This window comes from Streptomyces sp. NBC_01450 (assembly GCF_036227505.1).
In the GTDB taxonomy this organism is placed as follows: Bacteria; Actinomycetota; Actinomycetes; order Streptomycetales; family Streptomycetaceae; genus Streptomyces.
The window spans coordinates 194537-221310 of sequence record NZ_CP109481.1; the positions used below are offsets into that span (position 1 = coordinate 194537).

20 protein-coding genes and 4 pseudogenes are annotated in these 26774 nt (G+C 71.0%); 15 read left to right on the forward strand and 9 right to left on the reverse strand.

The genetic code is table 11. The features are described from left to right. Positions 1-162: 162 nt before the first annotated feature. The 7 genes and pseudogenes from OG568_RS49055 to OG568_RS49085 all read left to right on the forward strand — a co-directional run. The gene (locus tag OG568_RS49055) at positions 163-1071 is read left to right on the forward strand and encodes a LysR family transcriptional regulator (RefSeq protein ID WP_329536673.1); all 909 of its coding nucleotides are present in this window, start codon (positions 163-165) and stop codon (positions 1069-1071) included. Positions 1072-1367: 296 nt separating this feature from the next. Continuing rightward, on the forward strand, positions 1368-2528 hold the full coding sequence (locus OG568_RS49060) for a CaiB/BaiF CoA transferase family protein (protein ID WP_329529840.1): 1161 nt from the start codon (positions 1368-1370) through the stop codon (positions 2526-2528). Positions 2529-2559: 31 nt separating this feature from the next. After that, positions 2560-3327, forward strand: a complete 768-nt coding sequence (locus tag OG568_RS49065) for a crotonase/enoyl-CoA hydratase family protein (RefSeq protein ID WP_329529841.1) — start codon at positions 2560-2562, stop codon at positions 3325-3327. Positions 3328-3584: 257 nt separating this feature from the next. Then, a pseudogene (locus tag OG568_RS49070) lies at positions 3585-3671 on the forward strand (3-hydroxyacyl-CoA dehydrogenase family protein); the annotation flags it as partial. A gap of 99 nt (positions 3672-3770) precedes the next feature. After that, the gene (locus tag OG568_RS49075) at positions 3771-4982 is read left to right on the forward strand and encodes an acyl-CoA dehydrogenase family protein (protein WP_329538231.1); all 1212 of its coding nucleotides are present in this window, start codon (positions 3771-3773) and stop codon (positions 4980-4982) included. A 132-nt stretch (positions 4983-5114) separates the two neighbouring features. Next, the gene (locus OG568_RS49080; RefSeq protein WP_329529843.1) at positions 5115-5786 is read left to right on the forward strand and encodes an enoyl-CoA hydratase-related protein; all 672 of its coding nucleotides are present in this window, start codon (positions 5115-5117) and stop codon (positions 5784-5786) included. A 310-nt stretch (positions 5787-6096) separates the two neighbouring features. Next, positions 6097-6308: pseudogene (locus OG568_RS49085) on the forward strand (methyltransferase type 11); the annotation flags it as partial. A gap of 66 nt (positions 6309-6374) precedes the next feature. On the opposite strand, the gene tnpA reads toward OG568_RS49085, so the two are convergent. Continuing rightward, on the reverse strand, positions 6375-6803 hold the full coding sequence (gene tnpA, locus OG568_RS49090; protein ID WP_329529844.1) for an IS200/IS605 family transposase: 429 nt from the start codon (positions 6801-6803) through the stop codon (positions 6375-6377). Between the two features lie 52 nt (positions 6804-6855). Between tnpA and OG568_RS49095 the strand changes: the two genes are divergently transcribed. Continuing rightward, complete coding sequence (locus tag OG568_RS49095) at positions 6856-8070, forward strand: RNA-guided endonuclease InsQ/TnpB family protein (protein ID WP_329529845.1); 1215 nt, start codon at positions 6856-6858, stop codon at positions 8068-8070. Positions 8071-8102: 32 nt separating this feature from the next. On the opposite strand, the pseudogene OG568_RS49100 reads toward OG568_RS49095, so the two are convergent. Then, positions 8103-8982: pseudogene (locus OG568_RS49100) on the reverse strand (helix-turn-helix domain-containing protein). A gap of 278 nt (positions 8983-9260) precedes the next feature. Here OG568_RS49100 and OG568_RS49105 point away from each other — a divergent pair. Beyond that, positions 9261-11186 (forward strand): multicopper oxidase family protein, encoded by a 1926-nt coding sequence (locus OG568_RS49105; protein ID WP_329529846.1) that lies wholly within the window; start codon positions 9261-9263, stop codon positions 11184-11186. A 402-nt stretch (positions 11187-11588) separates the two neighbouring features. On the opposite strand, the gene OG568_RS49110 is transcribed toward OG568_RS49105, so the two are convergent. Beyond that, positions 11589-11858 carry a hypothetical protein gene (locus OG568_RS49110; RefSeq protein WP_443077502.1) on the reverse strand — a complete coding sequence of 90 codons (270 nt, stop codon included), beginning with the start codon at positions 11856-11858 and terminating at the stop codon, positions 11589-11591. A gap of 383 nt (positions 11859-12241) precedes the next feature. Between OG568_RS49110 and OG568_RS49115 the strand changes: the two are divergent. Together OG568_RS49115 and OG568_RS49120 are read left to right on the forward strand one after the other, a co-directional pair. Beyond that, positions 12242-12414, forward strand: a pseudogene (locus OG568_RS49115) (histidine phosphatase family protein); the annotation flags it as partial. A gap of 63 nt (positions 12415-12477) precedes the next feature. Next, a complete protein-coding gene (locus OG568_RS49120) occupies positions 12478-13212 on the forward strand; it encodes a hypothetical protein (protein ID WP_266578636.1) in 735 nt (244 codons plus the stop codon). Positions 13213-13267: 55 nt separating this feature from the next. Here OG568_RS49120 and OG568_RS49125 read toward each other — a convergent pair whose 3' ends face one another. After that, entirely contained in the window at positions 13268-14761 is a 1494-nt protein-coding gene (locus OG568_RS49125; protein ID WP_329529847.1) for a hypothetical protein, read from the reverse strand. Positions 14762-15051: 290 nt separating this feature from the next. Between OG568_RS49125 and OG568_RS49130 the strand changes: the two genes are divergently transcribed. Beyond that, on the forward strand, positions 15052-15882 hold the full coding sequence (locus OG568_RS49130; RefSeq protein ID WP_329529848.1) for a maleylpyruvate isomerase family mycothiol-dependent enzyme: 831 nt from the start codon (positions 15052-15054) through the stop codon (positions 15880-15882). Positions 15883-15978: 96 nt separating this feature from the next. On the opposite strand, the gene OG568_RS49135 is transcribed toward OG568_RS49130, so the two are convergent. Beyond that, positions 15979-16515: a hypothetical protein gene (locus OG568_RS49135; RefSeq protein WP_266578639.1), complete on the reverse strand. Its 537-nt coding sequence runs from the start codon at positions 16513-16515 to the stop codon at positions 15979-15981. A gap of 373 nt (positions 16516-16888) precedes the next feature. Between OG568_RS49135 and OG568_RS49140 the strand changes: the two genes are divergently transcribed. Further along, the gene (locus OG568_RS49140) at positions 16889-17362 is read left to right on the forward strand and encodes a carboxymuconolactone decarboxylase family protein (RefSeq protein WP_266638909.1); all 474 of its coding nucleotides are present in this window, start codon (positions 16889-16891) and stop codon (positions 17360-17362) included. 91 nt (positions 17363-17453) lie between these two features. Here the strand turns inward: OG568_RS49140 and OG568_RS49145 are convergent, their stop codons facing one another. Next, positions 17454-19337 (reverse strand): glycoside hydrolase family 15 protein, encoded by a 1884-nt coding sequence (locus tag OG568_RS49145; protein ID WP_443077918.1) that lies wholly within the window; start codon positions 19335-19337, stop codon positions 17454-17456. A gap of 115 nt (positions 19338-19452) precedes the next feature. Continuing rightward, a complete protein-coding gene (locus OG568_RS49150; RefSeq protein ID WP_266658240.1) occupies positions 19453-19911 on the reverse strand; it encodes a MarR family winged helix-turn-helix transcriptional regulator in 459 nt (152 codons plus the stop codon). Positions 19912-20024: 113 nt separating this feature from the next. Between OG568_RS49150 and OG568_RS49155 the strand changes: the two genes are divergently transcribed. Continuing rightward, positions 20025-21461, forward strand: coding sequence for a DHA2 family efflux MFS transporter permease subunit (locus OG568_RS49155; protein WP_329529849.1), 1437 nt, complete (start codon positions 20025-20027; stop codon positions 21459-21461). Between the two features lie 156 nt (positions 21462-21617). Here the strand turns inward: OG568_RS49155 and OG568_RS49160 are convergent, their stop codons facing one another. After that, on the reverse strand, positions 21618-22886 hold the full coding sequence (locus OG568_RS49160) for a serine hydrolase domain-containing protein (protein ID WP_329529850.1): 1269 nt from the start codon (positions 22884-22886) through the stop codon (positions 21618-21620). Positions 22887-23492: 606 nt separating this feature from the next. Then, on the reverse strand, positions 23493-23723 hold the full coding sequence (locus OG568_RS49165; protein WP_060900198.1) for a response regulator transcription factor: 231 nt from the start codon (positions 23721-23723) through the stop codon (positions 23493-23495). Between the two features lie 307 nt (positions 23724-24030). Here OG568_RS49165 and OG568_RS49170 point away from each other — a divergent pair, with 307 nt between their 5' ends. Then, positions 24031-26625, forward strand: coding sequence for a SpoIIE family protein phosphatase (locus OG568_RS49170; RefSeq protein ID WP_329529851.1), 2595 nt, complete (start codon positions 24031-24033; stop codon positions 26623-26625). Positions 26626-26774 lie beyond the last annotated feature (149 nt).

Genomic DNA, 26774 nt, shown 5'->3' on the forward strand with positions numbered 1-26774 from the left:
CGCATGTCCGCTCGACCACCCACTGTCAGACACCCGAACCGCTGCCGGACCCCGGCCTCGCAGAGGAACAGCATGCGGCGATCGGCGCGGTGACCTGCGAAGTCGGTCCTGAAGCCCGCAAGTTGATTCTCCGCAGACCCTTATCGGAGTTAACGTAAAAGAGTGGAGATGTTCCATTTGCGGTATTTCATTGCGGTTGCGGAGGAGCTGAACTTCTCGGCGGCGGCCCGCCGGCTGCATATGGCCACGTCGCCGCTGAGCCAGCGGATCAGGGACCTCGAGCGGGAGCTCGACCACCGGCTGTTCGAGCGCGACACACGCCGTGTCACGCTCACACCGGCAGGCGAGGCGCTGCTGCCGATAGCGCGAGACGTGCTGGAGCAGATCAATTCCATTCCGTGGCGGTTGCGCGAGGTGAGCCGGCCCGGGCGCATCACCGTGTTCGTGGGCATTCCCCCTGGAGTGCACCCCCGGCTGAGCGGCCTCGTCGACACGCTGGCCGAGCACGTCAGCAAGCGGTGCGAGCTCCTGCGCTGGCCCGGCAGTTCCAGGGCTCTGGTCATCGGCGTGCGCGAGGACAGGCTTCCGCTCGCGCTGGCCCGGCTGCCGATCAGCGACCCCGCTCTGGACCAGTTGCCCGTCATGTCGGAACGGCTGGCAGCGGTGGTCCCGGCCGACCAGTTCGCCGGGCGGGACTCCGTGGCACTGGCCGACCTGGCCGACCTCTCCCTCATCGTCGCACCCAAGGAAATCAGTGCCGCTCATGTCGACCAGCTCGACCGGGAAATGTTCGAGCTGGGGATCAAGAAACGTATCAAGCTGACGGATACCGGATACGCGGGAATCGCTCAAATAGTTTCCAGCGGAATGGCTTTCTACTTTTCCATACTCGACCCGGACAGCCCCATGCACCGCTACGCGATGGAGAATACGAAGGTCCTGCCTTTCACGGATTTCGAGCCCCGGCTGGAGACTGTCCTGATCTGGCGCCGCGACCGCGCCTGCGGCGGTGACCTCGATGAACTCATCGAAGCGGCCCGCGAGGTCTTCGCCGACCCGGTTCACGTCTGAGCCGAGCAGGCCGGACCGGCAGGCGCCCTGCTCACGCTCGACGTCCTGAAGCAGCACGACGCCATGGGTACACGGTCTTTCGCGATTGCCACGAATTCGGCCCTCTTCGCTGTCCACCGGCACCCGAACATCGGCGGACAGTGCCGAGACCGCTCCAGTGGTGCCGGTTTCAGTAATGCGACATGACTGTGACCGCTGCGGTCACACTGACGTTAGCAATACGATAATTCCCTTGCCCGAAATTCACCATTAGCGTTCTTCGGCATAGCCCAACAAGGGCATGAAAGGACGCGAAAATGGCAGACACACACGCCCCCGGGCCGCTCGACGGCGTGCGGGTCATCGACCTCTCGACCGTGGTCATGGGCCCGTACGCGGCCCAGATCCTCGGAGATCTGGGCGCCGATGTCATCAAGATCGAATCCCCCGCGGACACCATCCGGGTGGGCGAATACCGCAACACGCCGGGCATGACCCCGCTGTATCTCAACGTCAACCGCAACAAGCGCAGCGTGGCCCTCAACCTCAAGGACGAGGCCGAGCACGCCCAGGCCCTGGAGCTCATCCACACCGCCGATGTGCTGATCACCAACATGCGTCCCCGCGCGCTCGCCCGGCTGGGCCTGGCCTACGACGACCTCGGCGCCGCCAATCCGGGCCTCGTCTACGCGCACGGCGCCGGCTTCCGCGGCGACTCCGACCGGGCTGACGCCGCCGCCTACGACGAGACCGTGCAGGCCGCCTCCGGGCTGGTCGACATCGCCAACCGCACCCTGGGCACACCGCTCTACCTGCCGACCATCCTCGCCGACAAGGTCTCCGCGCTGACCATCGCCTACAGCGTGCTCGCCGCCCTGGTCCACCGGAACAGGACCGGGCACGGCCAGCAGATCGAGATCCCCATGGCCGACACGCTGATCACGTTCAACCTGGTCGAGCATCTCGCGGGGCACACTTTCGAGCCGGCGACGGGCCCCACCGGGTACCCGCGGTCACTGTCGCAGCACCACAAGGCCCGGCGCACCAAGGACGGCCTGGCCGCCGTGATCCCGTACAACCCGCAGAACTACCGCGACTTCTTCGCCGCCGCCGGCCGTCCCGAGCTGACCGCGGACCCGCGCGTCAACGGCCCCGCCCTCAACCCGGCCGACGCGGACGGTCTGTCCGACCTGGTCGACGAGTGCACCCCTGCGCTGACCACGGCCGAATGGGCCGAGGTGTGCGCCAAGCACAGCATCCCGATGGGACCGGTGCTGGAGCTGGACCACTCGCACGAGGACCCCTACGTCCGTGAGGGCCACCTCCTCGACACGGTCGTGCACCCGACCGAGGGCCCGGTCCACACGATCGGGATCCCGGTGAGGTTCTCCGCCACGCCCGGCTCGATCCGCCGCCTGGCCCCGGTTCCCGGCCAGGACACCGCGGAGGTCCTCGCCGAGCTGGCGGCCACTCGCTGAGCCGCAGACAGTTTGAGGAGCAAGTACAGCCATGAACAGCAGCGAAGTGCGCGTCCAGCGGGTCTGCTCGACCCTGCTGATCACGATCGACCGCCCGCACGCACGCAACGCGGTGAACGCCGCGGCCGCCGCCGGCCTGGCCGCCGCGCTGGACGAGCTGGAGGCCGACACCGCGCTGCGCTCCGGTGTCCTGACCGGAGCGAACGGCACCTTCAGCGCCGGCATGGACCTCAAGGCCGCCCTGCGGGGTGAGTCGCCCGTGATCCCGGGCCGCGGCTTCGGCGGCCTGACCGAAGCAGCGCTGACGAAGCCCCTGATCGCCGCCGTGGAGGGCTTCGCCCTGGGCGGCGGATTCGAACTCGCCCTGGGATGTGACCTGATCGTCGCCGCGGAGAACGCGAAATTCGGCCTGCCCGAAGTCAAGCGCGGTCTGATCGCGGGAGGCGGCGGCGTGCTCCGGCTGCCCAAGCGCATCCCGTACCACCTGGCGATGGAGTTGCTGCTGACCGGTGAGCCGGTGAGCGGTGGCCGCGCGGCGGAGCTGGGACTGGCCAACCGGCTCACCGCGCCCGGCGAGGCGGTGGCCGTCGCCGTCGAGCTGGCCGGGCGGCTCGCGCACAACGCCCCGCTCGCGCTGGCCGCGGTGAAGAACCTCACGCGGGCCGCCGACGGCGTCCCGCAGGCCGAGGCGTTCGCTGTGCAGCGCAAGGAGATGGGCGCTCTGACGGCCTCGGCCGACGCACGCGAGGGCATGACCGCCTTCGCCGAGCGCCGTGCCCCGCGGTGGACGGGGAAGTGACATGCGGACGCGTTCGGCACGTACGACGCCGAAGAGCAGATCACCGGTGCCGGCCTTCCCGCTCAAGGCCATCCCCGGCTACGACTGCGCCCCGCGCGTCCTGGAGCCGGTCCGTCGAGACCACCGGCGTGGTCAGGGCACGGGTCACTCACACGGACGGTCGGGCCGTGGCCGGCGAACGCACTACCGAACAAGCCGTCGGCTTCTGCACCGCCGTGGGCCGCCCCTGTCGTCGAACGCCGGGAAATCCCGGCTTCGTGGGCAACCGGCTCCAGAACGCGCTCAGCCGCCAGGCCATCCACCTCGTCCAGCAGGGCGTCGTGACCCCCGAGGACCTGGACACCGTCGTCACCCACTCGCCGAAGCCCGCGACCGCAAGCAACCCGCCGCCCTGTCCGCCCTGGAAGACACCCGCCGCAACCAGCACCCCAAGGAGAACTGAGATGACCGCCACCACCACCCCCCTCGCAAAGCTGGACGACCAGCTGACCGCCGACTTCTACCTCTACGAGGCACTGCTGTCGGACGAGGAGCGCAAGATACTGCTCAAGGCCCGCACCTTCCTGCACGATGAGATCAAGCCCCTGGTCAACGACTCCTGGGGCAAGGGCGAGTTGCCCAAGGAGATGATCGACAGGTTCCGCGGCAGCGGACTGGCCGCCCTGGCCTACGAGGGCTACGGCGAGCACCTGCCGGCCATCAGCCACCTGCTCGACGGCATGCTCGCCGCGGAGCTGGGCCGCGTCGACGCCTCGTGCGCCACCTTCTTCGGCGTCCACAACGGGCTCGGCTTCTACTCCATCTACTACGGCGGCGACCAGGAACAGCGCGACCGGTGGCTGCCCGCCATGGCCTCGATGGAGAAGATCGGCGCCTTCGCCCTGACCGAGCCGCTCGGCGGCTCCGACGTCTCCGGCGGCATGCGCACCACCGCCAGGCGCGAGGGCGACACCTGGGTCCTCAACGGCGCCAAGAAGTGGATCGGCAACGCTACCTTCGCCGACTACGTCGTGGTCTTCGCCCGGGACGCCGACGACAACCAGGTCAAGGGCTTCGTCGTGGAGAAGGGCGCCCCCGGCTTCGAGCCGGTGAAGATCGAAGGCAAGATCGCGCTGCGGATCGTGCAGAACGCCGAGATCACCCTGACCGACGTACGCGTACCGGAGGCGAACCGGCTGCAGAACATGAACGGCTTCCGGGACGTCGCCGAGGTCCTGCGCCAGACGCGCAGCGGGGTCGCCTGGCAGGCCCTGGGCGTCATGATCGGCGCCTATGAACTCGCGCTCGACTACGCCAAGGAGCGCCGGCAGTTCGGCCGTCCGATCGCGGGGTTCCAGATGGTGCAGGACCTGTTGGTGAAGAGCCTGGGCAACATCACCGCCTCCTGGGGCATGCTGGTCCAGCTCGCCCGGCTGCAGGACCAGGGCATCTTCCGCGACGAGCACTCCGCGCTGGCCAAGGAGTACGTCGCGGCCCGGATGCGCGAAGTCGTCGCCTTCAGCCGCGAGATCTTCGGCGGCAACGGCATCCTCCTCGACTACGACATCGCCCGGTTCTTCGCCGACGCCGAAGCCCTCTACTCCTACGAGGGCACCCACCAGATGCAGACCCTCATCGTCGGCAAGTCCATCACCGGCCACAGCGCCTTCGTGTGAGACACGGCCGCCCTCCCCAGGGCCAGGGGCCACTCGCGCACAGGGCACACGGGCCCCGCCAGGAACACACAGGCTTGATTCCACCAAGGTCCGGCCCCGACATGGGGCCGGCACAACCCCCAGGAGCGCACCATGCCCACCCTTGACCGCCAGGACAACGTCTTCGTGCTCGATCTCGGAGACGGTGAGAACCGCTTCCACCCCGACTGGATCACCTCCGTCAACGCCGCCCTCGGCGAGGTGGAGAAGGCCGAAGGACCACGCGCCCTGGTGACCACCGCGACCGGCAAGTTCTACTCCAACGGCCTGGACCTGGAGTGGCTGTCCGCTCACGCCGACCAGCAGCAGAGCTACCGCAGCTCCGTCCACGAACTCTTCGCCCGCATGCTGTCCCTGCCGGTGATCACCGTGGCCGCCCTGCAGGGGCACACGTTCGCCGCCGGTGCGATGTTCTCCCTCGCGCACGACTTCCGTGTCATGCGCGCCGACCGCGGCTTCTGGTGCCTGCCCGAGGCCGACATCAACATCCCCTTCACGCCCGGCATGTGCGCCCTGATCCAGTCCCGGTTGGCGCCGCAGACCGCGCACGAGGCCATGGTCACCGCCCGCCGCTACGGCGGATCGGACGCGGCGGCCGCCGGCATCGTCGACCGTGCGACGGACGAGGACGCCGTGCGCCCCACGGCCGTGGAGATCGCCCAGGCGAACCTGAGCAAGGCCGGCGACACCCTCGCCACCATCAAGGCACGCATGTACGCCCCGGCCCTGGCCGTCCTGCGCGGTGCGGCCGGCCCGCTCGGCTGACACCACCGCGCGGACAAGGAACACCACCCGGCCCGGAGCGGTCACGGGACACCGACGGCGGCGCCGCCACGAGGTGACAGCCCAACCGGTCCAACCTCCCGATGGCGGCTCCGGGGAAAGACCACGGGGCACACGCCTCATGGGCACCACCACCGCCACCACCTCGCTCCTGCAGGCCGCCCCGCCGCGGCGGCCACGGCGCAAACCCGGCCCCGGGGCCTGCTGGGCCAGCAGGCCCCGGCCCGCCGCCGCCCAGGCGGACACGGCCCAGCCGACCGGGCCATCACCGCGCGGGCGGGTATGCCTCCGTGACGAGTTGCCCGGTGGCCGTGGGCTGGGACTGGACACCTCTGTGCGCACGCTTCGCGCGGCGGCCCGAGCACATGAGCGAGCCGCCGTGGCCGCCTGGGACGTCTTTCGTGCCTTCCCGCTGGCCGACGGGTGGCCGATGCGGGGTTGAATGTGTTCGCCCCGCGCGATCCATCCCTTGTTCTTCGCAGGGAATCCCGGCCTTCAGGCCGGGCGGGAATGTGATCCTCGGCCTGGAGGCGCGAAGCGCCGGAGTTCTCTGCGTCTGGGGGGTGCCGGTCAGGTCGGCCGCTTCTGGTTGTCGATGTAGTCCTTGACGATGCTCAGCGGTGCGCCGCCGCAGGACCCCGCGAAGTACGACGGGGACCAGAACACGGACCCCGTCCCGGTCCGGTTGATCCGGCCGGTGTACTCCGCCCGCAGGTACCGGGAGCTGACGCCCTTGAGGGAGTTGACGAGCTTGGACAGGGCAACCTTCGGCGGGTAGCGCACGAGCAGATGGACGTGATCGCCTTCGCCGTTGAACTCGTGCAGCTGGACGCCGAAGCTCTCGCACACGTCCCGCATGATCGTCTCGCAGCGCGTCAGCATGTCGTCGTTGAAGACCTCACGCCGGTACTTCGTGACAAACACCAAGTGGGCATGAAGGTGGTGGATGACGTGATTTTCCCGTCGGATATCGGGGTTTTGTTCCCATCGTGGTGACATACGCCAAGTGTAGTAAGATCAAGCGAACTCAACCGGAGGGGTTGGGCTTGGGATGATCCGTGCGTACAAGTTCCTCCTGCGGCCCACCGTCCGTCAGGAGCAGGCGCTCGGCGAGATGCTGCGGGATCACTGCTCCCTCTACAACGCGGCGATACAGGAACGCCGCGACGCCTGGCGGCACGTCTCGAAGACCACCGTCACGTACGGGACGCAGTCCTCGCAGCTCAAGGACATCCGGGCGTTCGACCCGGAGCGTCAGGGCCGCTGGTCGTTCAGTTCGCCGCAGGCCACCCTGCGCCGTCTCGACAAGGCGTTTGCCGCGTTTTTCCGCCGGGTCAAGTCCGGCGACAGTCCCGGCTACCCGCGCTTTCGCGGGGTGAACTGGTTCGACACGGTGGACTTCCCGAAGGACGGGGACGGCTGCCGCTGGGACTCCACCCCGCACGACCCCGTCACGCGTGTCCGCTTCCAGGGGGCCGGCCACGTCAGGGTCAACCAGCACCGCCCGGTGGCCAGCCGGGTCAAAACCGTGTCGGTGAAGCGTGAGGGCCGTAAGTGGTTCGTCGTGCTCACCGCCGAGCAGGAACAGCCCGAACCGCTGCCCGCGACCGGCTCCGTGGCCGGCATCGCCCTGGGCATCGCCAACTTCCTCGCCGACTCGGGCGGCGGGTTCGTGCCCAACCCGCGCCACGGGCGTAAGGCCGCCGAGAAGCTCCAGGCGGCGCAGCAGGCCCTGTCCCGGTTCCCGCGCCGCAAGGCCAAGGACCGCACCGCCAACCACCGGCGCGCGGTAGAGAAGGTCGCCCAGCTGCACGGCAAGGTGCGCCGCCAGCGACTCGACCACGCACACAAGACCGCGCTCGGCCTGGTCCGCGCGCATGACTTCATCGCGCACGAAGACCTCAAGATCCGCAACATGAGCAAGGCCCCCGCGCCTAAGCCCGACCCCGGCCGGCCGGGCACCTTCCTGCCCAACGGGGCCGCCGCCAAGGCCGGGCTCAACAAGTCGATCAGCGATGCCGGATGGGGGGTGTTCCTGACGATCCTGCACGCCAAGGCTGAAAGCGCCGGACGGGACGTGATCGCCGTGGACCCCCGCAACACCTCCCGCACCTGCCCCGCATGCGCGCACACCGCCAAGGAGAACCGGCCCACACAGGAAAAATTCCACTGCGTCGCCTGCGGCTACCACGCGCACGCCGACACAGTGGGCGCACTCAACGTTCTGCGGGCCGGGCTGGTCCGTCGCTACGCCAACCCGGCGTAACGAGAAGCCCCGTCCTTCAGGACGAGGAGGAGTCACGAAGCGAGGATGCGCAGACGGTCGTGGCTGGGGGTGCCGTGCCCGGCGGTCAGGGTGATACTGCTGGTCGGGATCGGCGGTGCAGGTGAGGAAGGACCAGTCCAGGGTGAGCCGGCCGACGACCGGATGGTGCAGGACCTTCGTGCCCGTGCCCTGAACCGCGACGCGATGGGTGCCCCACCACCGCCGGAAGTCGGGGTCCTGAAGTGACAGCTCGCCCACCAGTTCCGCCAGCCGTGGATCCTTCGGGTCCCGGGCGGCCTCCATGCGCAGCTGCGCCAGGCTCGTCTGTGCCACCCAGTCCCAGTCCGGGTACAGCGCTCTGACGGCCGGGTCGCAGAAGACCAGCCGTACGAAGTTGCGTTTCTTTTCCGGGATCCGCGCGAAGTCGGTGAACAGGGCGGCCGCCATGGGGTTCCACGCGAGGATGTCCGTGCGCCGGCCCAGGACGACGGCCGGCGTGGTGGACAGGTCGTCCAGCAGACGCCGCAGCTGCGGCTGGACCTTCTGCGTGGTGCGCCGGCGGGGCCGGGCGGCGTCCCGGCCGGACAGCTCGAACATGTAGGCACGCTCGCCGTCGTCGAGCCGCAGCACACGCGCAAGGGTGTCCAGCACCGGTTCGGAAGCCTGGCGGCGGCCCTGCTCCAGGCGCGTGTAGTAGTCGGGGCTGATCGACGCCAGCAAGGCCACTTCCTCCCGGCGCAGCCCCTTGACCCTGCGCCTGCCGGCCGAGTCGGGCAGCCCGACCTGGGCCGGACTCAGCTCCGTGCGCCGTGCCGTGAGGAAGGCGCCCAGTTCGCTGTGGTGCGCGTTGCTGCTGGCGAACGGAGACGACCAGCGCTCTGCGGGTATACCAAAAAGAGCCGCAGCGAGCATTGAATTGGCGCACAGAGAAGCGGTGAAACTTCGACCCGCGGTCCGCCGCCCAGCAGAATGTGACACGCCAGAATAACGCTCAGCAGATCACCGGCCTATTCTGCATGTATTCAGACTGGGAATAATAATTCGATTCCAATTCCGATGTCTGCCGAATTACTGCCGGGATCGACTCAAAGAGTGGCGTTCCCGGACCGGACCGGCGCGCTGCCCGGCATCGCGCCGAACCAGCCTTGTATCCCTTGAGCGTTACGCGAGGCGAGGGAAGGCTGGAAACGATGATCGAGCGAAGAAAATTCCTCATGGCCGGCGGCCTGGGCGCTGCGGCCATGCTTCCACAGGGCGGTCCGGGAACGCCGGTGTATGCGGCGCCGGCTCACCCGCCGGCAGGGTGTGAGGACCCCGCGGGGACGCCGAACACCCCCCGGCTGAAGAAGTTCGTCGACCCGCTGCCCCGGCCGAAGACAGCCATCCCGGATCCTTCCGTCTACCCGGGCGCCGACTACTACGAGCTCACGATGCGGCAGGGCTGGTGGCGCTTCCACCGGGATCTCAGACCGTCACCCGTATGGGGTTACTGGGCCACGGACCCGCGCCGTCGTCACAAGCCGATCGGCATGGGCTATCTCGGGCCGACCCTCAGCGTGACCAGGGACCATCCGACGGTCGTCAAGTGGCGCAACGAGCTGCCGACCACCCACATCTACCAGTCCGTGATCGACATGATCCGCGACGGGAACCCCCTCGTCGCCCCGGTCCCTCCGCCTCCCTACAAGGCTGAACACCAGTTCCCCGATGACATCAACGTGTGGAACGTCGTACACCAGCACGGCGGTTACACAGCACCACAGTCCGACGGCCTGCCGGAGCAGTCGTTCAGCCCGAAGGGCTTCCACGCCGAGGGCTACACCACCCTGGACCCGAGCCGGGCCAAACCCAACGAAGCGATCTACGGCTACACCAACCACGACCATTCGTGCATGCTCTGGTACCACGATCACGCCATGGGGATGAGCGCTCTCAACGTCCATGCGGGCCTTGCCGGCCTCTACCTCATTCATGACCCCGCCGACGAGCGGCTCGGGCTGCCGCAAGGCGAATTCGAGGTCCCCCTCATCCTGCAGGACCGAACCTTCCACAAGAACGGCTCGCTCGCCTACACCATGGTCGACAGGGAAGGCGAGGACACCCCGGTCGTCAACGGGAAGGCATACCCTTTCCTGGCCGTCGAGCCGCGACGCTACCGGCTGCGCATTCTCAACGCTTCGAACGAGCGTTTCTGGCGGCTGAGGTTCGACGTTCCCAGAGACGTGCTTCTTCAGCCCCAGCTGCCGTTCTGGCTGATCGGCACAGACGGCGGCCTCCGCGCTCCGCTGCGCATGCTGGACTTCCTGATCAGTCCGGCCGAGCGGTACGACCTGATCGTCGACTTCAGTCAGGTGGCGGGCACGAACGTCACACTGACGAACTACCCGGGGACGCAGGTCCACTTCCCCGGCATCCCCGGCTGCGGACCGGAAATCGCAGAAATCATGCAATTCCGGGTCGCCAAGCGACTGTCCGGAGGCGGGGACAAGAGCACGCCGCCCGAGAAACTCAGCCTGCCGGCGGTCGCACCCATCGAGGTGAAACCGCAGACCCGCCGACGGGAATGGGTCGTGTACCAGCACCAGCTCTTCAGGACGATGACGTTCAACGCGGTGCCCTACATGGAGCCGTCCCAGGACTTCATCAAGGAGGGCTCGACCGAGATCTGGGAGTACATCAACCCCAACCACGACGCCCACCCGATGCATGTCCACCTCGTCAACTTCCAGGTGCTGAACAGGCAGCCGATCGACGCGGCCGCCTACCAGACGGATTACGAAAAGTGGATTTCCGGTGGCCGCAAACCGCAGGACCACCCGGTGCTGGCCAACTACTTCACCGGCCCGCCGATTCCGCCGGACCCGGACGAAGTGCTGTCCCGCAAGGACACGGTCAAGGCGCCCGCGCAGATGGTCACCAGAATCATCATCGAGGAATTCGTCCCGCCGACGGATGAGATCGCGTCGATTCCCCACAGCGGCGCCACGCTCCCGGCGACGTACATCCACCACTGCCACCTCCTCGAACACGAAGACGACGACCTGATGCGCCCCTGGACGATCGTCAGCCCCGGTGACGACAGCCGCAGCAGCAGCAACGGCGGCCACGGCCGCTGACGGGATCGACCGACCCGTGTGTGCCGGCCCGCGCCCAGACGGCCCGGACCGGCACACACCACCGTGCCCCGGCCCTCCCCCACCCCAGCCACACCGTCCAGACCCAGACCCAGACCCAGGCCCTGCGCCGGCACCGTCGGACTGCCGGAAGATCCCTCCCGGCGCCACGCGTCCGCACCCCGGACACCTCGAAGGAACATGACTGCGAGCGCCGCGATGAACAGTGCGGTGAAGGCTCCGGCGATGAGGGCCGCCGCGACGGGAGTTGAGAAATAGCCCACGATCACACTGGCCACGACCACGATTCCCAGACCGAAGTGCGCGGCGGGCGGGTCGGCCCGGATCACCTCCCGCAGCGCCTTGCGCGTTGCCCAGGGGAAGAGAATCCACTCGTGCCGCAGGTCAGGCCGCGAAGCCGATGGCGGTGACGTATGCGTACCGGCCCCGCTGGGAGCCGAGGTCCACGACGGCTTCGTTGATCCAGGCGTCGTTGATCCAGGCGTCGTCGAGGGCCTGGCCGTCGTCGTCGGCCCCGGCCGCCTTCGCGGTTGAGACGGGCGAGCAGGTACCGCGCGACGTTGTGCCGGCGTACCTGCAGGTAGGCGATCTCAGTGTTCCGCAGGTGCTTCGCGGACGGGCTGCGGCTGGGCGGTGCGCAAGCGGTTCGTTCAAGACCGGGTTGCGTCGTGCGATCGACACTGGCCGTATGACCGAGCGGACCTTCACCCCTGCGATGGGCCGCTATAAACCCTTCCCCCCGGGGCAACGTCAAGTCGTACCAGGTAGAACCCGCGGACAGCCCCGCACTTCGCTGAAGGAGACGTCAGCGGAAGGGCGCCTTGGGCCGCTGCCTCTGCGCGAGGCGTTCGTCGGCGGCGGAACGACACGGCGCGGGCCCGCGTCCGTCCAGACGTTCGCAAGGATCATGAGCGCTGACAGAGGATCACGCCCCATGACTGGAACAGCTGCCCGCTGCCTCTGCCTCACGCGGCACGGTGAGGCTTCCCCGGACGAAAGCAGCCTGACGGACAACGGCCGCCGGCAAGCCTGCTCACGCCCTCGACGCCCCGAAGTGGCGCTGGACGGGCCTCAACCACGCCGACGCCGCGCTCACCGTCATCCGCTGCGCACCCGGCCGGCCCGCTTCCGTGCTCTTCATACAGCGACCCTGGGGCGCCTCCCCACAGAACTTCGCTGGACCGGCTTCCCGCCCGGCCTCCTCGTCTGAGGGCAGCGGATGGTGTGTCGGGGCCTGTTCGAAGGGGTGGCTGCGCCGAGGACAATCGTCGCCATGAGTGAGGGTACGGGTGATGCCGAGAGCCGCCTGGCGAGGATCGAGCGGCTGCTGGAGAGCGGTGAGCGTGAGGTGGCGCCCGCGTGGCGGCGGGCGACGCAGGGTGAGCCGCGCTGGGCGGTGACCGCGGTGATCCTGGTGGCGGTCGCTCTGCAGTGGATGCTGCCGCACCGGCTCGCCTTCCAGCCGTACTGGGCTCTGCCGGTCCTGGAGTTGGTGCTGCTGGCCGGCCTGATCGCGGCGAATCCCCGGCGGGTCGAACCGAGCACCCGGTGGCTGCGGGGGTGGGGGCTGGCTCTGACCGGTGCGATCAGTGTGGCCAACGGCTGGTCGGCGGTCCGGCTGGTGACGGGTCTGGTGAACGGCACCGAGGGGACGGAGGCCGGGCCGCTGCTGCTGACCGGCGGCGGTATCTGGCTGACGAACGTCATCGTGTTCGCCCTGTGGTACTGGGAGTGGGACCGCGGCGGGCCGATGGCGCGGGTCCGCGGCCAGGTTCAGTACGCCGACTTCCTCTTCGTGCAGATGCAGAGCCCGCAGACCGCGCCGCCGGACTGGGAGCCGGCGTTCCTGGACTACCTGTATCTGTCGTTCACCAACTCCACCGCCTTCAGCCCGACCGATGTGATGCCGCTGTCGCGCTGGGCCAAGATGCTGATGATGCTGCAGTCCTCGGTCTCGTTGGTGACGGTGGTGCTGGTGGTCGCCCGGGCCGTCAACATCCTGCAGTGACACGGCGCGACGCCGACCGTCAGCGGCAGCAGCATCACCGGTACCGGTACCGGTTTCAGGACACGGCCCGGCGGCGACGGCGGTACGCCACCCCTGCGGCCGCGGCCGCCACGGCGGCCAGCACCGCCGGGATCAGCACCGCGGGCCGCGCGACCGCCCGGTACGGCGGAGCCGGTGACGCCTCCAGCGGGATGCGGGCGGTGTCGTTGCCGGGCGTGCGGTCGTAGGGGTTGTACGTGCGGATGGTGCCGTGGGCGCCGGGCACCTGCCGGTCGATACGGAAGCGGAAGCCCACGCTGGTCGTCCCGTCGGCCCCCGGCCACAACACGTCGCTGTTGAGATCGCAGACGAAGGCCCCGCCCGGCTTCTCGGGCCGCGCGCACGCCCACTTCCCGTCCATGTCCTCGAAGGTGTAGGGGATGGAGGTGACCGTGGTGCCCTCCGGCGGGACCACCTCGAAGCGGCCCCTCTCCTCCGTCGGCCTGCCGGGGCCCAGGCCGCGCACCCCGAGCGTCACGCCCACCGTGTCGCCGACCCGGCCCCGCACGGTCCCGGCGGCCGCCGCGTAGTCGGCCTGCACGGTGGTCTCCACGGCGGTGACCGCGCCGGTGCCGTCGTGGACGGCCCCTTCGGGCGTCCTGGTCAGCGTGAGCGGGGCGCCCGTACCGCGCATGGTGAGCTCGGCGGGCCGCTGCGGGTCGGACGACCAGGAGTACTCCAGCGTGCCGGTCAGTTCCTCGGGGGCGGAGGTGAAGGTGAAGGGCGAGCTCGTGCGGTACGCGGTGCGCGGGGCGGCCTTCGCCGGGAACGTGCACCAGGCGTCGGTGAACGCCGGGTTGTAGGAGCAGTTGCGGGGGCGAGCCGTCAGCACCAGGCCGCCCTGCGCGGTGATCCGCAGGGCGATGCCGCGCCGCGTGGAGAACCGGCTGGGGTTGGAGAACCTCGGTGTCAGCGACGCGGGCTTCCCCGGCTTTACCCCGGTCATCTTCCCCGGCTCCTCGGGCCCGTACAGCGTGGGCCCCCCGACGGTCATGCGGGTGGTGCCGGTGACGGAGGGCGCGTTGTCCGCGCTCGCGGTGTACGTGATGGTCCCGCTGTCGCCCGGCTTCGCCCCGTCCACGCCGCGGAGGGTGAAGGGCGGCATGCTCTCCCCGTCGTTGCGCAGGGTGCCGTACCGGCACGTCCACACCCGGCCCCCGCCGGTGCAGTTGTTGCCGCTGCCCTTCTCCACACGGGCCACCCCCGCCAGCCCCGACGCGTCCACCACGACCTTGATGTTCCGGGCCGGTTCGGTGTTCCCGGGCACGACGGCGACCGGCAGGACGAACCCGCTGTTCGTGGCCTTCGCGCCCACGTCGGCGTTGTACATGACGAACGTCTTGGGAGCCTCGAACCGCAGCTCGACCGCGCCGGACCCGCCGGATCTGCCGGACCCGTCGGACTCGTCGGCGAGGGCGGGCGCGGCGGCCGTGAGCAGAAGTGTGACAAGGAGTGCGACGAGGGCTCCTTGCCCTCTGCCCTTCTGCGGGCGTGCGGTCCGTATCGGCATGCGGGGCACTATGCCATCCGCCTGCGGTGTCCCCTCAACGCGGCCTGGGCCGGGCGGACTTGGCGAACCGACGGGGCGAACCGGCTTGGTGGCGGAGCGGGTGGGCGGAGCGGGTGAGGACGAAGGTGCTGGGCCGGCGCAGCCGGTGCTGCGGGCGGGGCCGCGTCCGGCCTCGTGGTCCAGGGGCTTGTCGCTGCCTTGGTCACCTGGTCTTCTGTACGCCGGGTGATCCGTGACGCGTGTTCGCCCGGCGGCTGCGGGCGGACCCGGGCACGGGGACGGAAGTGAGGATGGGCGGCGTGGAATCAGTGGCGGGGCTTGGCGTGCGGGGCGCGGTGCCCGAGGGTCTCGGCGTGGCGATACGGGATACGGCCGAGGAGATCGCCGCGCTGCTGCGCGCGGGCGCCGGCATGGAACTTCGGGTGCCGGACTCGCAGTGGAGCGTCGGGGAGGCGGCGGCGCATCTGGCGCTGGCCAACGAGCTGATGGCGGACATCGCGGCGGGCCGTGCGCGCGGGTACGGGGACGGCACGCCGCAGAGTCTTGCCGCGGCCAACGAGCAGGGGCTCGCCGCGTTCGGTGAGCGGGGGGCCGAGCCGCTGGCCGGGATGATCGTGGAGCAGGCCGGTGCGTGTCTGAGGGCGCTGGAGGAGCGGGGCGCGGAGGGGACGGTGGTCACTCCGCTGGGTCCGATGGGACCGGATGTGCTGGGGTCGTATCTGCTCACGCACATGCTGGGACACGGTTACGACCTCGCCCGTGCGCTGGGGCGTGCGCACATGATCGACCGCGGGCGGGTGCGGCTGACGCTGCCGTTCTTGACGACGGTGATGCCACGGGTGACCGACACGGCCCGCACGGCCGGGCTGAGCGCCTGCTATGCGATCCGCCTGTGGGGTGGCGGCCGGTTCGGTGTGCGGGTGGCCGGGGGTGCGGTGTCGGTCGATGAGCGGCTGCCGGAACGTGCGGACTGCACCATCCTCATCGAGCCGGTCACTTTTCTCCTGATGGCGCTCGGGCGCCGTGGCCAGTGGGGCGCCCTCGCTCAGGGCCGCATCCTGGTCGGGGGGCGCAAGCCCTGGCTCGCTCCGCGTTTCCCGGCTCTCTTCAAGGCGCCCTGAGCACCACGGGCCGCGGCGGCCGGACCGGGGGCGGCGCTCTGAAGCCGTACGGGATCGGCGCTCTGGCGCCGTAGGGGATCGGCGTTCGCCCGGGACTCACCCGGGTTCGGGGGCGCTGACGGCCGGGGCGGCGCCGAGGAGGCCGAGGAGGGTCTCGCGGTGGAGGCCCGCGATCGGGCCGAGGAAGTCCGGGTGGCGCAGCAGGGGGGCCGCGCGGTGGTCGCGCGGGCTGGGGATGGTCAGCCGGCGTGCGTCGCCCACGCTGTCGGGGCCGTGGTGGGTGGCGGCCAGGCAGGCGGCGGCCAGGGCGGCGAGGTCGGCGTCGGCCAGCAGGCAGGCCGCCCAGCTGACGACGGTCTCGTCGACCTGGGTGCGCCAGGTGTGGGTGGCGTCGGTCAGCGGGGGTGCGTCGGCGCCGGTGACGAAGTCCAGCCGGCCCGAGCCTCCGGGGCCGAGCAGGTCCAGCAGTTCGGCGTCCAGCGCGGTGGGGTAGCGCAGAGCGGCGGCGATGGTGGCCGCGTGCGCTGCCTGCGCTTCGGCCAGGGCCTGGTTCAGCGGGCCGGCGGCCGGGGGGAAGGCCGACAGCAGCCAGCGCGTGGAGGCCGTGATGACGGGCGAGAGATCAGCGGGCATGGTGGACCGTCCTGTGCGTGTGCCCGCCTGTCCTGGGTGTGCCGGTGGGGGTGATCCGGTCGCGGGCACTGCGCGCCCGGGCGGGGATGGGCGTGGCGGACAACGGTACGGCGGCCTTCCGCGGGGGCGACAGGAGCTGCGTCACAGCCGGGTGCGGTGTCGCGGCGCGGCCGGGGCGGTGCGCTGGGGGCGGGTGGTGCTGCTCGCGGCGGCCCGGCAGGTGCGCGGGGGCGGGGGCGGGGCACGTCGTCGTGGGGCTTTGCCGCGGGGTGAGTGCGGCGGGGAGACGCGCGTCACAGTCCTCGATGTCACATCCTGCCGGGCCGGCCCCGTCATGGAGGTGTATCCGCACACAACGGCAAGGAGTGCACTCATGGAAGCCCGACTGGACCTTCTCGGCAGCCCGCTCGTCACCAAGTCCTTGCGGCACCTCGTCTCGGCGGGCAGGGTGACGGCGGACTCGGCGCTGCCGGCCGCGACGCAGGAGCTGGTGAGGCTCCGCGCCAGTCAGATCAACGGCTGCGGTTTCTGCACCGACATGCACACCAAGGACGCCGCGCACGCCGGGGAGACCTCGGTGCGCCTCAACCTGGTCGCGGCCTGGCGGGAGGCCACGGTCTTCACCGACGCCGAGCGCGCGGCCCTGGAGCTGACCGAACAGGGCACCCGCATCGCGGATGCGGCCGGCGGGGTCACGGACGAGGCCTGGGCGAACGCCGCCAAGTACTACGACGAGGAGCAGCTCGCCGCGCTGGTGTCGGTCATCGCCCTCATCAACGCCTTCAACCGGCTGAACGTCATCGTGCGGCAGCCCGCCGGTGACTACCAGCCCGGCCAGTTCGGATGACCCGGATGACCCGGATGACAAGGGGCGGCCGGCGTGTGCGCGGCGAGGAGGATTTATGAGGCATGCGCCCTGGTGACTGGTTCGCTCGCGCCTAGCCGAGCATGCGGTCGAGGTTGAAGGCGGCGCTGATCAGGGCGAGGTGGGTGAAGGCCTGGGGGAAGTTTCCGCGCTGTTCGCCGGTGTGGCCGATCTCCTCGGCGTAGAGGCCGAGGTGGTTGGCGTAGGTGAGCATCTTCTCGAAGGCGAGGCGGGCCTCGTCCAGGCGGCCCGCGCGGGTGAGTGCCTCGACGTACCAGAAGGAGCAGATCGAGAAGGTGCCTTCCTCGCCCTGGAGGCCGTCGGGGCTGGCCTGGGGGTCGTAGCGGTAGACCAGGGAGTCGGACACCAGGTCCTCGCCGAGGGCGTCGAGGGTGGCGAGCCATTTGGGGTCGGTCGGGGAGATGAACTTGGCCAGCGGCATCATCAGCAGGGAGGCGTCGAGGATGTCGCTGTCCTCGTACTGGGTGAAGGCGCGGCGTTCGGCGGACCAGCCGTGGCTCATGATCCGCCGGTAGATCGTGTCGCGGGCGGCGCCCCAGCGGACCATGTCGGCGGGCAGGCCGCGGTGCCGGGCCAGCCGCATGGCGCGTTCGATCGCCACCCAGCACATGAGGCGGGAGTAGAGGAAGGTCTTGCGGCCGCCGCGGGTCTCCCAGACTCCCTCGTCGGGCTGGTCCCAGTGGGTGCACACCCAGTCGACGAGTGCGCTGATGTTGTCCCAGTGGGCGCTGGAGATGGGCTTGCCCCACTTGTCGTAGAGGTAGAGGGAGTCGACGAGTGCCCCGTAGATGTCGAGCTGGAGCTGGTCGACGGCCGCGTTGCCGATGCGTACGGGGGCTGAGCCGCGGTAGCCCTCGAGGTGGGGCAGTTCGCGTTCGGGCAGGTCACGGCATCCGTCGATGCCGTACATGATCTGCAGGGGGCCGGTGGGCCCGGGCGGCCCGGACCCGGTGCACTGCACATGTTCCGAGAGGAAGCCCATGAAGGCCTCGGCCTCGTCGGTGAAGCCGAGCCTGAGCAGCGCGTACACGCAGAACGCGGCGTCGCGGATCCACACGTAGCGGTAGTCCCAGTTGCGTTCGCCGCCGATCTGTTCGGGCAGGCTGGTGGTCGGCGCGGCGATGATGGCGCCGGTGGGGGCGTAGGTGAGGAGTTTCAGGGTGAGGGCGGAGCGGTGGACCATTTCCCGCCAGCGGCCGCGGTAGCGGGACTGGGACAGCCAGCGGCGCCAGTAGCGCACGGTCGCGTTGAATTCTCTTTCCGCCTCGGCGACGGCGCAGAAGCGGGGTGCCACGTCACCGCCGATCTGGTCGATGGTGAAGACGGCCGTCTCGCCCTCGTGCAGTTTGAACAGGGCCCACACGTCCGGGCCGGCGACCTCGATGGGCACGGTGGAGGTCAGGGCCAGGCGCAGCGAGGCGGAGGCGAAGACGGCCTGGCCGTCCTCGGCGTGCACGGTGTGGGGTGCGGTGCCGTATTCGAAGCGGGGGGCGACGAGGGTGCGGAACGGGAGTGCTCCGCGCACGCACACCACGCGGCGGATGAGGCGGTGGCGGTCGGCCTCGCGTGAGTCGTCGACGACGGGCATGAAGTCCTGGATCTCGCCGACTCCGTCGTCCGCGAAGAAGCGGGTGATCAGGACGTTGGTGTCGGGGAAGTAGAACTGTTTGGTGCGGGTGGGGACGTCGGGGGCGAGTTCGAAACAGCCGCCCCGTTCGGCGTCGAGGATCGAGGCGAAGACGCTGGGTGCGTCGAAGCGGGAGCAGCAGTACCAGTCGATGGTGCCGTTCGTGCCGACGAGGGCGGCGCTGCGCAGGTCGCCGATCAGGCCGTGTTCGGCGATCGGCAGGTAGCGGTGGGCGCCGGTGCCGAAAAAGCTGCCGGGGCCGGTGTGTGCCGTGTTCTTCGCTCCGGCCTCAGGAGTCGCTTGAGCCACGTCAGCCTCCTTGGGCTTCGCCCGAGCCGCCCCCTGGTGTCCAGGCTAGCGAGTTGTCGCCCTCATGGGCCTGCGGAGCGGCTGCAGCGGGGGCTGCGACGGCACGCCCGGGGGTTCAGGGGCGGGGGCGGGCGGGGGTCTGCGGGGAGAGGTGGCGGGCCAGCACGCCGAGGGCGGCGGTGACTTCTGCGAGCTGCTCGGGGGTGCTGTCGCCGAGGGCGGCGGCGAGGGCGTCGTCGATGGTGGTGGCCCGGACTTCGGCGACGCGGCCGGAGAGGTGGGGGGCCTGGCGGACGAGGAGGCGGCGCCGGTCGGCGGGGTCCGGGGCGGTGATGACGGCGCCCGCTTCTTTGAGGCGGGCGACGGCGGTGGAGACCTGGCTCTGGGGCAGGCCGGTGCGGGCGGCGATCTCACCGACGGCGCTGTCGGGGTGGGTGGCGAGGTCGCTGGCGACGATGAGGACGGACCGGGTGCTGCCGCCGTGACGGGCGGCGCCGCCTTCGGGTTCCGGCATCGCGGTTTCGCCGATTTTCATCAGGGTGCGGCCGAGGAGGAACAGGTCGACTCCGTTCATGACCCCAGATTACATCAAGAGAGATGCATCTATCTTGATGCATCTAAATAGATGGGTTACTGTCCTGGCAGGCCCCCGGGCACCGCCGGGGCGGAGAAGAAGGAGCACCGACCGTGCGGACGTGGCGAGCAAACCCGTGGGCCGTCCTGGTGACCCTCTCGCTCGGGTTCTTCATGACCCTGCTGGACCTGACGATCGTGAACATCGCGGTCCCGGACATGATGAGCAGCCTGGACGCCTCGCTCGACCGGACGCTCTGGGTGGTCAGCGGTTACGCCCTGGCCCTCTCGGTCCTGATCATCACGGCGAGCCGGCTCGGCGACCTGCACGGGCCGCGGACCCTGTTCGCGGCCGGGCTCGCGGTCTTCACCCTCGCCAGCGTCGCCTGCGGGCTCGCCCCCACCGCGAGCGCCCTCATCGCCGCCCGGGCCGTCCAGGGCCTGGGCGCGGCCCTGCTCACCCCGCAGACGACGACTCTCGTCGTCGCCGTCTTCCCCGCCGAACGGCGCGGCAGGGCCATGGGCGTGTGGGGCATGGTCGCCGGGCTGGCCACCCTCTGCGGGCCCACCCTGGGCGGTTTCCTGGTCTTTGCCGCGAACTGGCGCTGGATCTTCCTGGTCAACGTGCCGGTCGGGGCGGCCGCGCTCGTCTTGACCTTCCTGGTGGTCCCCGACATCCGGCCCGCCCGCGCGCACCGGTTCGACCTGACCGGCCTCCTGCTGTCCGCCGCCGCCCTGTTCTGCCTCGCCTTCGGCCTGCAGGAGGGCGAGAACTACCGGTGGGGCGCGGGCATCCGGGCGCTGCTCGCCGCCGGGAGCGCGCTGGGCGCCGCCTTCGTGCTGCACCAGCGCCGCCGCCAGGACCGCGAACCGCTCATCCCCTTCGCGCTGCTGCGTGACCGCAATTTCACCGCGATGACCGCCCTGGTCGGTCTCGTCTCCGTCGCCATGCTCGGCCTGGTCCTGCCCTTCAACCTCTATCTGCAGTCCGTGCTGCACCTCAGCGCCGTCAAGGCCGGCCTGGTGCTCGCCCCCTCGTCCCTGGTGTCCATGACGGTCGGCCCCTTCGCCGGCCGCCTGGCTGACCGCATCGGCGGCAGGTACCTCCTGCTCACCGGGCTCGGCTGCTACGGCGCCGGCATCCTCGCCATCACCCTGACCGCCTCGCCCGCCACCGCCTGGTACGCCTTCGTCCCGGCCACCCTGCTCACCGGGCTCGGAGTGGGCTGCATCATCGCCCCCATGTCCGCCGAGGCGATGCGCACCATCCCCTCCCATCTCGCCGGCGCCGCCTCCGGCGTCAACAACACCGTCCGCCAGATCGGCTCCGTGGCGGGCGCCGCCGCCGTCGGCGCCCTGCTGCAGGGCCGCCTCGCCGCCGGGCTCGCCGCCGGGCAGACCTACGCCGCCGCCTTCACCGCCGCCCTGCACACCACCGCCGTCCTGCCGCTGGCCGTACTGGCCGCCGGGGCGCTGGTCTGCCTGCCGCTGCGCCGCCGCACCCCGGCCGCCGCACCGGCCTGCGCCGCCCGGCCCGCCGCCCGCCACTGACCACAGCCCGCAGACCACAGACCACAGACCACAGACCACTGACCGCTGACCGCAGACCGCAGACCGCAGGCCCGTACGGTGCGCGTTCCGACGGCCGCAGACCCGCACCGCGTGCGCCCGTCCCCCGCGTGCCGGCTGCGCCTCGCGCGGGGGCGGTCAGCGGGCCGCGGGCTGGGCGGGCAGGCTGAAGACGTGGCCCGGGGAGACGATCTTCGTGATCGCCTCGCCGAAGAGGGTGCTGGGCTCCGCGCCGTTGTGGTCGATGTCGGTGTTCAGCAGGACCACGAGGGTCGCCCGCGCCGCGGGGAGGTAGACGGTCAGGGATTCGTAGCCGGGCAGGGAGCCGTTGTGCCCGATCCAGCCCTGGACGTCGAAGATGCCCAGGCCGTATCCGGCGCCCGGGATCGTGGTGGGGGGTGTGGTCAGCCGCTGCTTCTGCGTGGCCGGGCTGATCAGGGTGGTGCCGTCGGGCAGGACGCCGGTGGCCACCGTGCGCGCCCACACGCGCAGGTCGTCCAGGTCGGAGATCATCGCGCCGGCCGTCCAGGCCCAGGACGGGTTCCAGCCGGCCGTGTCCTCGACCTTCCCGGTCGCGGTCTGGTCGCTGTAGCCCTGCGCGTGCGGGCGAGGGAAGGCGGCGCCGGTCGGGAAGAGGGTGTGGCGCAGGCCCGCCGGGGCGAGGACGTTGTCGTGGATGTAGTCCTGGACCGGCTTCCCGCCGGCCTTCTCGACGGCCAGGCCGAGCAGGATGAGGTTGGTGTTGCAGTAGGAGAACTTCTGGCCCGGCGGGAACAGCACGGGGTGCTTGAAGGCGTAGGCGAGCAGCTGCCGCGGGGTGAAGGGGCGCTGCGGATCGGAGGTGAAGGCCTTGAAGAAGCCCGGGTCCTCGGTGTAGTTGAACAGGCCGCTGCGCATCCCGGCGAGCTCGCGCAGGGTGATCCCGTCTCCGCCCGGCACCCCGGCGACGTACCTGCTGATCGGGTCGTCCAGGCCCACCTTGCCCTCATCGACGAGTTTCAGCAGGGCCGTCACGGTGAACGTCTTGGTCTCGCTGCCGATCCGCGTGTACAGATCCGGCGACATGGGCCGGCCGTCGCTCTTGTCGGCGACCCCGAACGACCGTATGTAGGTGCCCTGGCCGGGTGTCCACAGGCCCACACTCACCCCGGGCACGTTCGCCTCGCGCATGACCTGCCGCACGGCCCCATCGAGCTGCCGGGTCACGGCGGGGGTGAGTGTGCGGACCTCGCCCGCCGGCGAGGGCGGCTGCGGGGCGGTGGACGGGAGCGGCTGCGGGGCGGTGGACGCGGTGCGCACGGACACCGGCGCCCCGGACGCGGCCGGGCCCGTGACCGGCACCGTCAGCATCCCCACCGCCGTGGCCGTTACGGCCCCCCTGCGCAGTCGTCCGCACGCGTGCGTCATGGCCCCACTCCCAGCAGCCGGGGACGGAGCCCGTGAGCGTGGCGGCCGAGAGCGCCGGACAGCTGCGCGGCGCACCGCAGGTCACACAGCCGCGCCGTGGACACCACACGCAAACTCCTGCCTCACCAGCATAGGAGCGTGGCCCCTCCCCCGCCCCTCGGGCGGCCGACACGGTCCGGGCGGCCGGCACGGTCCGGACGGCCGGGCCGTTCGGTCAACTCGGCTGCGGGCACACATTTCTGACTGTATGTCAGCCATGTTGCCGCGGGCCGGCCGGGGCGGCCGGTGCCGCTTGCCGGCGGCCGGACCCGCCCCGTGCAACCGCCCGCCCTCCCTTGATGTCCCCGCCCCCGGGGAAGCGCGGCGGGGGGATCGTGTGGCGCGAGGTCACCTGCGAGGTCACATACGTCTTGAGGACGAGAGCCGGGAGGAGAGGAAGTGAGTCTCCTGCTCTGTCCGCCGGCCGTCCTGGCCGCGATCGTCTGCGGCCCGGTGTTCCCGGGCCGGTGAGCAGCGGCGCTACGGCGCGGCGCGGCGGTCACATCGCAGTCCCGGCGGCGCGGGGGACGTGGCGGTCACAGCCCCGGGGGCGCGGGGGCGTGGTGGTCACAGGCCCAGGGAGATGGCCAGCCGGGTGAGTTCGGCCGTGCTGTTGATGTTGAGCTTGGCCCGGATACGGCGGAGATAGGCGTCGACGGTGTGCTTGGAGAGCCCCATGTGGCGGGCCGTCTGCAGGTAGGTGCGCCCTGCGGCGATATGCCGCAGCGTCTCCTGCTCGCGCGGGGCCAGGGCCGGGACGGGGGCTTCGGCGTGCGGCGTGGCGAGTGTGAGGCTCATGGGATTTCCTCCGACGTGTCGGCTCGGTCGTCACCGCTCACACCCTTGAAAGCAGGGGACATATGACCGAATAAGGCGTTTTGTCCGCTTTACATAAAGGCTGGCCGGGGGACTTCATGACGCTGTCCGCCGCCTGTCACAGGCCTGTCACAGCGGGACCCTCGCGGGTTTGCCGCGGCGCGGTCACGGACGGACCGGCGGGCCGCGCCCCGGCGGCAGCGCCGGGCTGGTGCTCCACGGTCCCCGGGATCATGCTTGTCAGGAGAGCCCCGGCCGTGCAGGTTCCCGAAGGACGAGATGAGCGGCGATGGAGCGACTTCCCACCCATCCTGGTGAGCGGCCACACGAGTCGGACGCCTCCCCCGGTCCGGCCCGCACGGCCACCGCCACGGCCACGGCCACGGCGACCGTCGACGCGCGGGGCATCGTGACGGGGTGGAGCGAAGGCGCCCGGCAGCTGCTGGGCTATCTGCCCTCGGAGATCCTGGGACAGCCCGCCGCCCGCCTGCTCGCCGCCGGTGCCGGCGTCGGCACCGGCGCGGCGGCGCTGCGGGACGCGGCCGGACAGGAGCGGTGGAGCGGCACCGTGGCACTGCGGCACCGCGACGGACGCCGGCTCCGGCAAGAACTGCTGGCGCACCGCCGTACGAAGGACGGCCCCGGCACCGAGTGGCTCGTGGTGTCCGCCGTGAGCGCCGCACCCGAGGGGCAGGCGTCTGCCCCTACGCCCGGAGGAAGGACACCCGAAGGAACAGCGCCTGGCGCACCAGCAGCCGGGGGCGGGACGTCCGGGAGCGAGGCGTACGGGGGCGAGGCGTACGGGGGCGAGGCGTACGGGGGCGGGCCGCCCGGGAGCGGTCAGCTGGGGGAATGGGTGTTCCGTCAGGCGCCCTGCGTCCTGGCCGTCTTCGACGCGGACCTGCGGCTGGTGCGGGCCAATGCCGGTATGGAGCAGGCGCTGTCCCTCACCGAGGACCAGATGCGCGGGCTGCGGCTGCCGGAGATCGCGCCGCATCCCGTGAGCGACGAGGCCGAGGCGAAGATGCGCCGGGTGCTGGAGGGCGCCGGCCCGCAGCACCTGCGCCCCGGCGCCGGCCCCGCGGGCACCGGGGCGGAACACGGCTGGTCGACCTCCCTCGTCCCGCTGAAGGACCCCGCCGGCCGGGTGCGCGCGGTGTGCCTGGCGGCGCACCCGCGGCGCCAGGAGCACCTCGCCCGGCAGCGGATGCTCCTGCTGAGCGAGGCCTCGGCCCGCATCGGCACCACCGCGGACAGCGGGCGCACCGCGCAGGAACTCGCCGACATCGCCGTCCCCCGGCTCGCGGACTTCGCCGCCGTCGACCTGCTGGACGCCCCCCGGCACGGCGGCGAGCCCTCCCCCGCCGCCCCGGCCAGGCCCCTGTCCATGACCCGCGCCGCGGTGCGCTCGGTCCTCGAGGACCGCCCCGCCCCCGCGGCGGGCGGGAAAACCCTCTACCCGGCCCTGTCACCGGTGGCCCGCTGCCTGGCCCAGGGCCACGGCGCCCTGTACGACGCCACCGACCCCGGCCTCGTCCGGTGGGCGCGGCAGGACCCGGGGGCCGCCCGGCTCCTGGGCAACGGAACGCACTCGGTGATGGTGGTGCCGATGCGGGCCCACGGCGCCACGCTCGGCGTGGCCCTCTTCGGCCGCAGCCGGCGCCCGGAGCCCTTCGAGGCGGACGACCTGTGGCTGGCCGAGGAACTCACCGCCAAGGCGGCCGTCGGCATCCACACCGCCCGCCGCGACAGCCGGGAGCACACCAGCACCATGACCCTGCAGCGCAGTCTGCTCCCGCAGACGCTGCCCGACCAGCAAGCCCTGGACATCGCCACCCGCTACCTGCCCGCCGGCACCCGGGCCGGCGTGGGCGGCGACTGGTTCGACGTCATCCCGCTGTCCGGCGCGCGGGTGGCCCTCGTCGTGGGCGACGTGGTCGGCCACGGCATCCGCGCCTCCGCCACCATGGGCCGGCTGCGCACCGCGGTGCGCACCCTGGCCGACGTCGACCTGCCGCCCGACGAGCTGCTCACCCACCTCGACGACCTCGTCCTGCACCTGTCCGCCGACGAGGCCGGCACGGACGGCGCCGCCGAGAGCGCCGGAGGCATCGGCACCACCTGTCTGTACGCGGTCTACGACCCGGTCTCCCGCCGCTGCGCCTTCGCCCGGGCCGGCCACCCGCCGCCCGCCGCGGTCACCCCGGACGGCGCCGTCCGCTTCCTCGACGTCCCGGCCGGCCCGCCGCTGGGCCTGGGCGGCCTGCCGTTCGAGACCTTCGAGACCGACCTGCCCGAGGGCAGCCTCCTGGCCCTCTACACCGACGGTCTGCTCGCCGCCCGCGACCACGACATCGACGAGGCGCTGGACAAGATGTTCGCCGCGCTCGCCCGCCCCGCGCGGACCCTCGACACGGTCTGCGACAGGGTCCTCACCGCCATGCTCACCCACCGCCCCGACGACGACATCGCCCTGCTCGTCGCCCGCACCCGGGCCCTGCACGCCGACCGGGTCGCCGCCTGGGACCTGGCCTTCGACCCGGCCATCGTCGCCCGGGCGCGCCGGCACGCCACCGACCAGCTGACCGCCTGGGGACTGGACGACGCCGCCTTCATCACCGAACTGACGGTCAGCGAACTGGTCACCAACGCCATCCGCTACGGCCGGCCGCCCATCCAGCTGCGGCTGATCCATGAGGAATCCACCCTGACCTGCGAGGTCTTCGACTCCAGCAGCACCGCCCCGCACATGCGGCGCGCCCGTACCTTCGACGAAGGCGGCCGGGGCCTGCTGCTGGTCGGCCAGCTCGCCCGGCGCTGGGGCACCCGCCACGCCCTCACCGGCAAGACCGTCTGGGCCGAACAGTCCCTCTCCCCCGGCTGACCGCCCGCCCGGCCGACCGACCCCGGAAAACGACCGCCCCCGCCCCCGCCCCCGCCCCCGGTGCCGGAGCCGGTGCCGCCCCCGGTGCCGGTGCCGGTGCCGCCCCCGGTGCCGGTGCCGGTGCCGCCCCCGGTGCCGGTGCCGGTGAG

Bases quoted from the DNA above. Each gene is read 5' to 3' on its own strand.
- OG568_RS49060 (WP_329529840.1), top strand. From the start codon at position 1,368: ATGGCAGACACACACGCCCCCGGGCCGCTCGACGGCGTGCGGGTCATC.
- OG568_RS49065 (WP_329529841.1), top strand. From the start codon at position 2,560: ATGAACAGCAGCGAAGTGCGCGTCCAGCGGGTCTGCTCGACCCTGCTG.
- OG568_RS49075 (WP_329538231.1), top strand. From the start codon at position 3,771: ATGACCGCCACCACCACCCCCCTCGCAAAGCTGGACGACCAGCTGACC.
- OG568_RS49080 (WP_329529843.1), top strand. From the start codon at position 5,115: ATGCCCACCCTTGACCGCCAGGACAACGTCTTCGTGCTCGATCTCGGA.
- tnpA (WP_329529844.1), bottom strand. From the start codon at position 6,803: ATGTCACCACGATGGGAACAAAACCCCGATATCCGACGGGAAAATCAC.
- OG568_RS49095 (WP_329529845.1), top strand. From the start codon at position 6,856: ATGATCCGTGCGTACAAGTTCCTCCTGCGGCCCACCGTCCGTCAGGAG.
- OG568_RS49105 (WP_329529846.1), top strand. From the start codon at position 9,261: ATGATCGAGCGAAGAAAATTCCTCATGGCCGGCGGCCTGGGCGCTGCG.
- OG568_RS49120 (WP_266578636.1), top strand. From the start codon at position 12,478: ATGAGTGAGGGTACGGGTGATGCCGAGAGCCGCCTGGCGAGGATCGAG.
- OG568_RS49125 (WP_329529847.1), bottom strand. From the start codon at position 14,761: ATGCCGATACGGACCGCACGCCCGCAGAAGGGCAGAGGGCAAGGAGCC.
- OG568_RS49130 (WP_329529848.1), top strand. From the start codon at position 15,052: ATGGGCGGCGTGGAATCAGTGGCGGGGCTTGGCGTGCGGGGCGCGGTG.
- OG568_RS49135 (WP_266578639.1), bottom strand. From the start codon at position 16,515: ATGCCCGCTGATCTCTCGCCCGTCATCACGGCCTCCACGCGCTGGCTG.
- OG568_RS49140 (WP_266638909.1), top strand. From the start codon at position 16,889: ATGGAAGCCCGACTGGACCTTCTCGGCAGCCCGCTCGTCACCAAGTCC.
- OG568_RS49150 (WP_266658240.1), bottom strand. From the start codon at position 19,911: ATGAACGGAGTCGACCTGTTCCTCCTCGGCCGCACCCTGATGAAAATC.
- OG568_RS49160 (WP_329529850.1), bottom strand. From the start codon at position 22,886: ATGACGCACGCGTGCGGACGACTGCGCAGGGGGGCCGTAACGGCCACG.
- OG568_RS49165 (WP_060900198.1), bottom strand. From the start codon at position 23,723: ATGAGCCTCACACTCGCCACGCCGCACGCCGAAGCCCCCGTCCCGGCC.
- OG568_RS49170 (WP_329529851.1), top strand. From the start codon at position 24,031: ATGGAGCGACTTCCCACCCATCCTGGTGAGCGGCCACACGAGTCGGAC.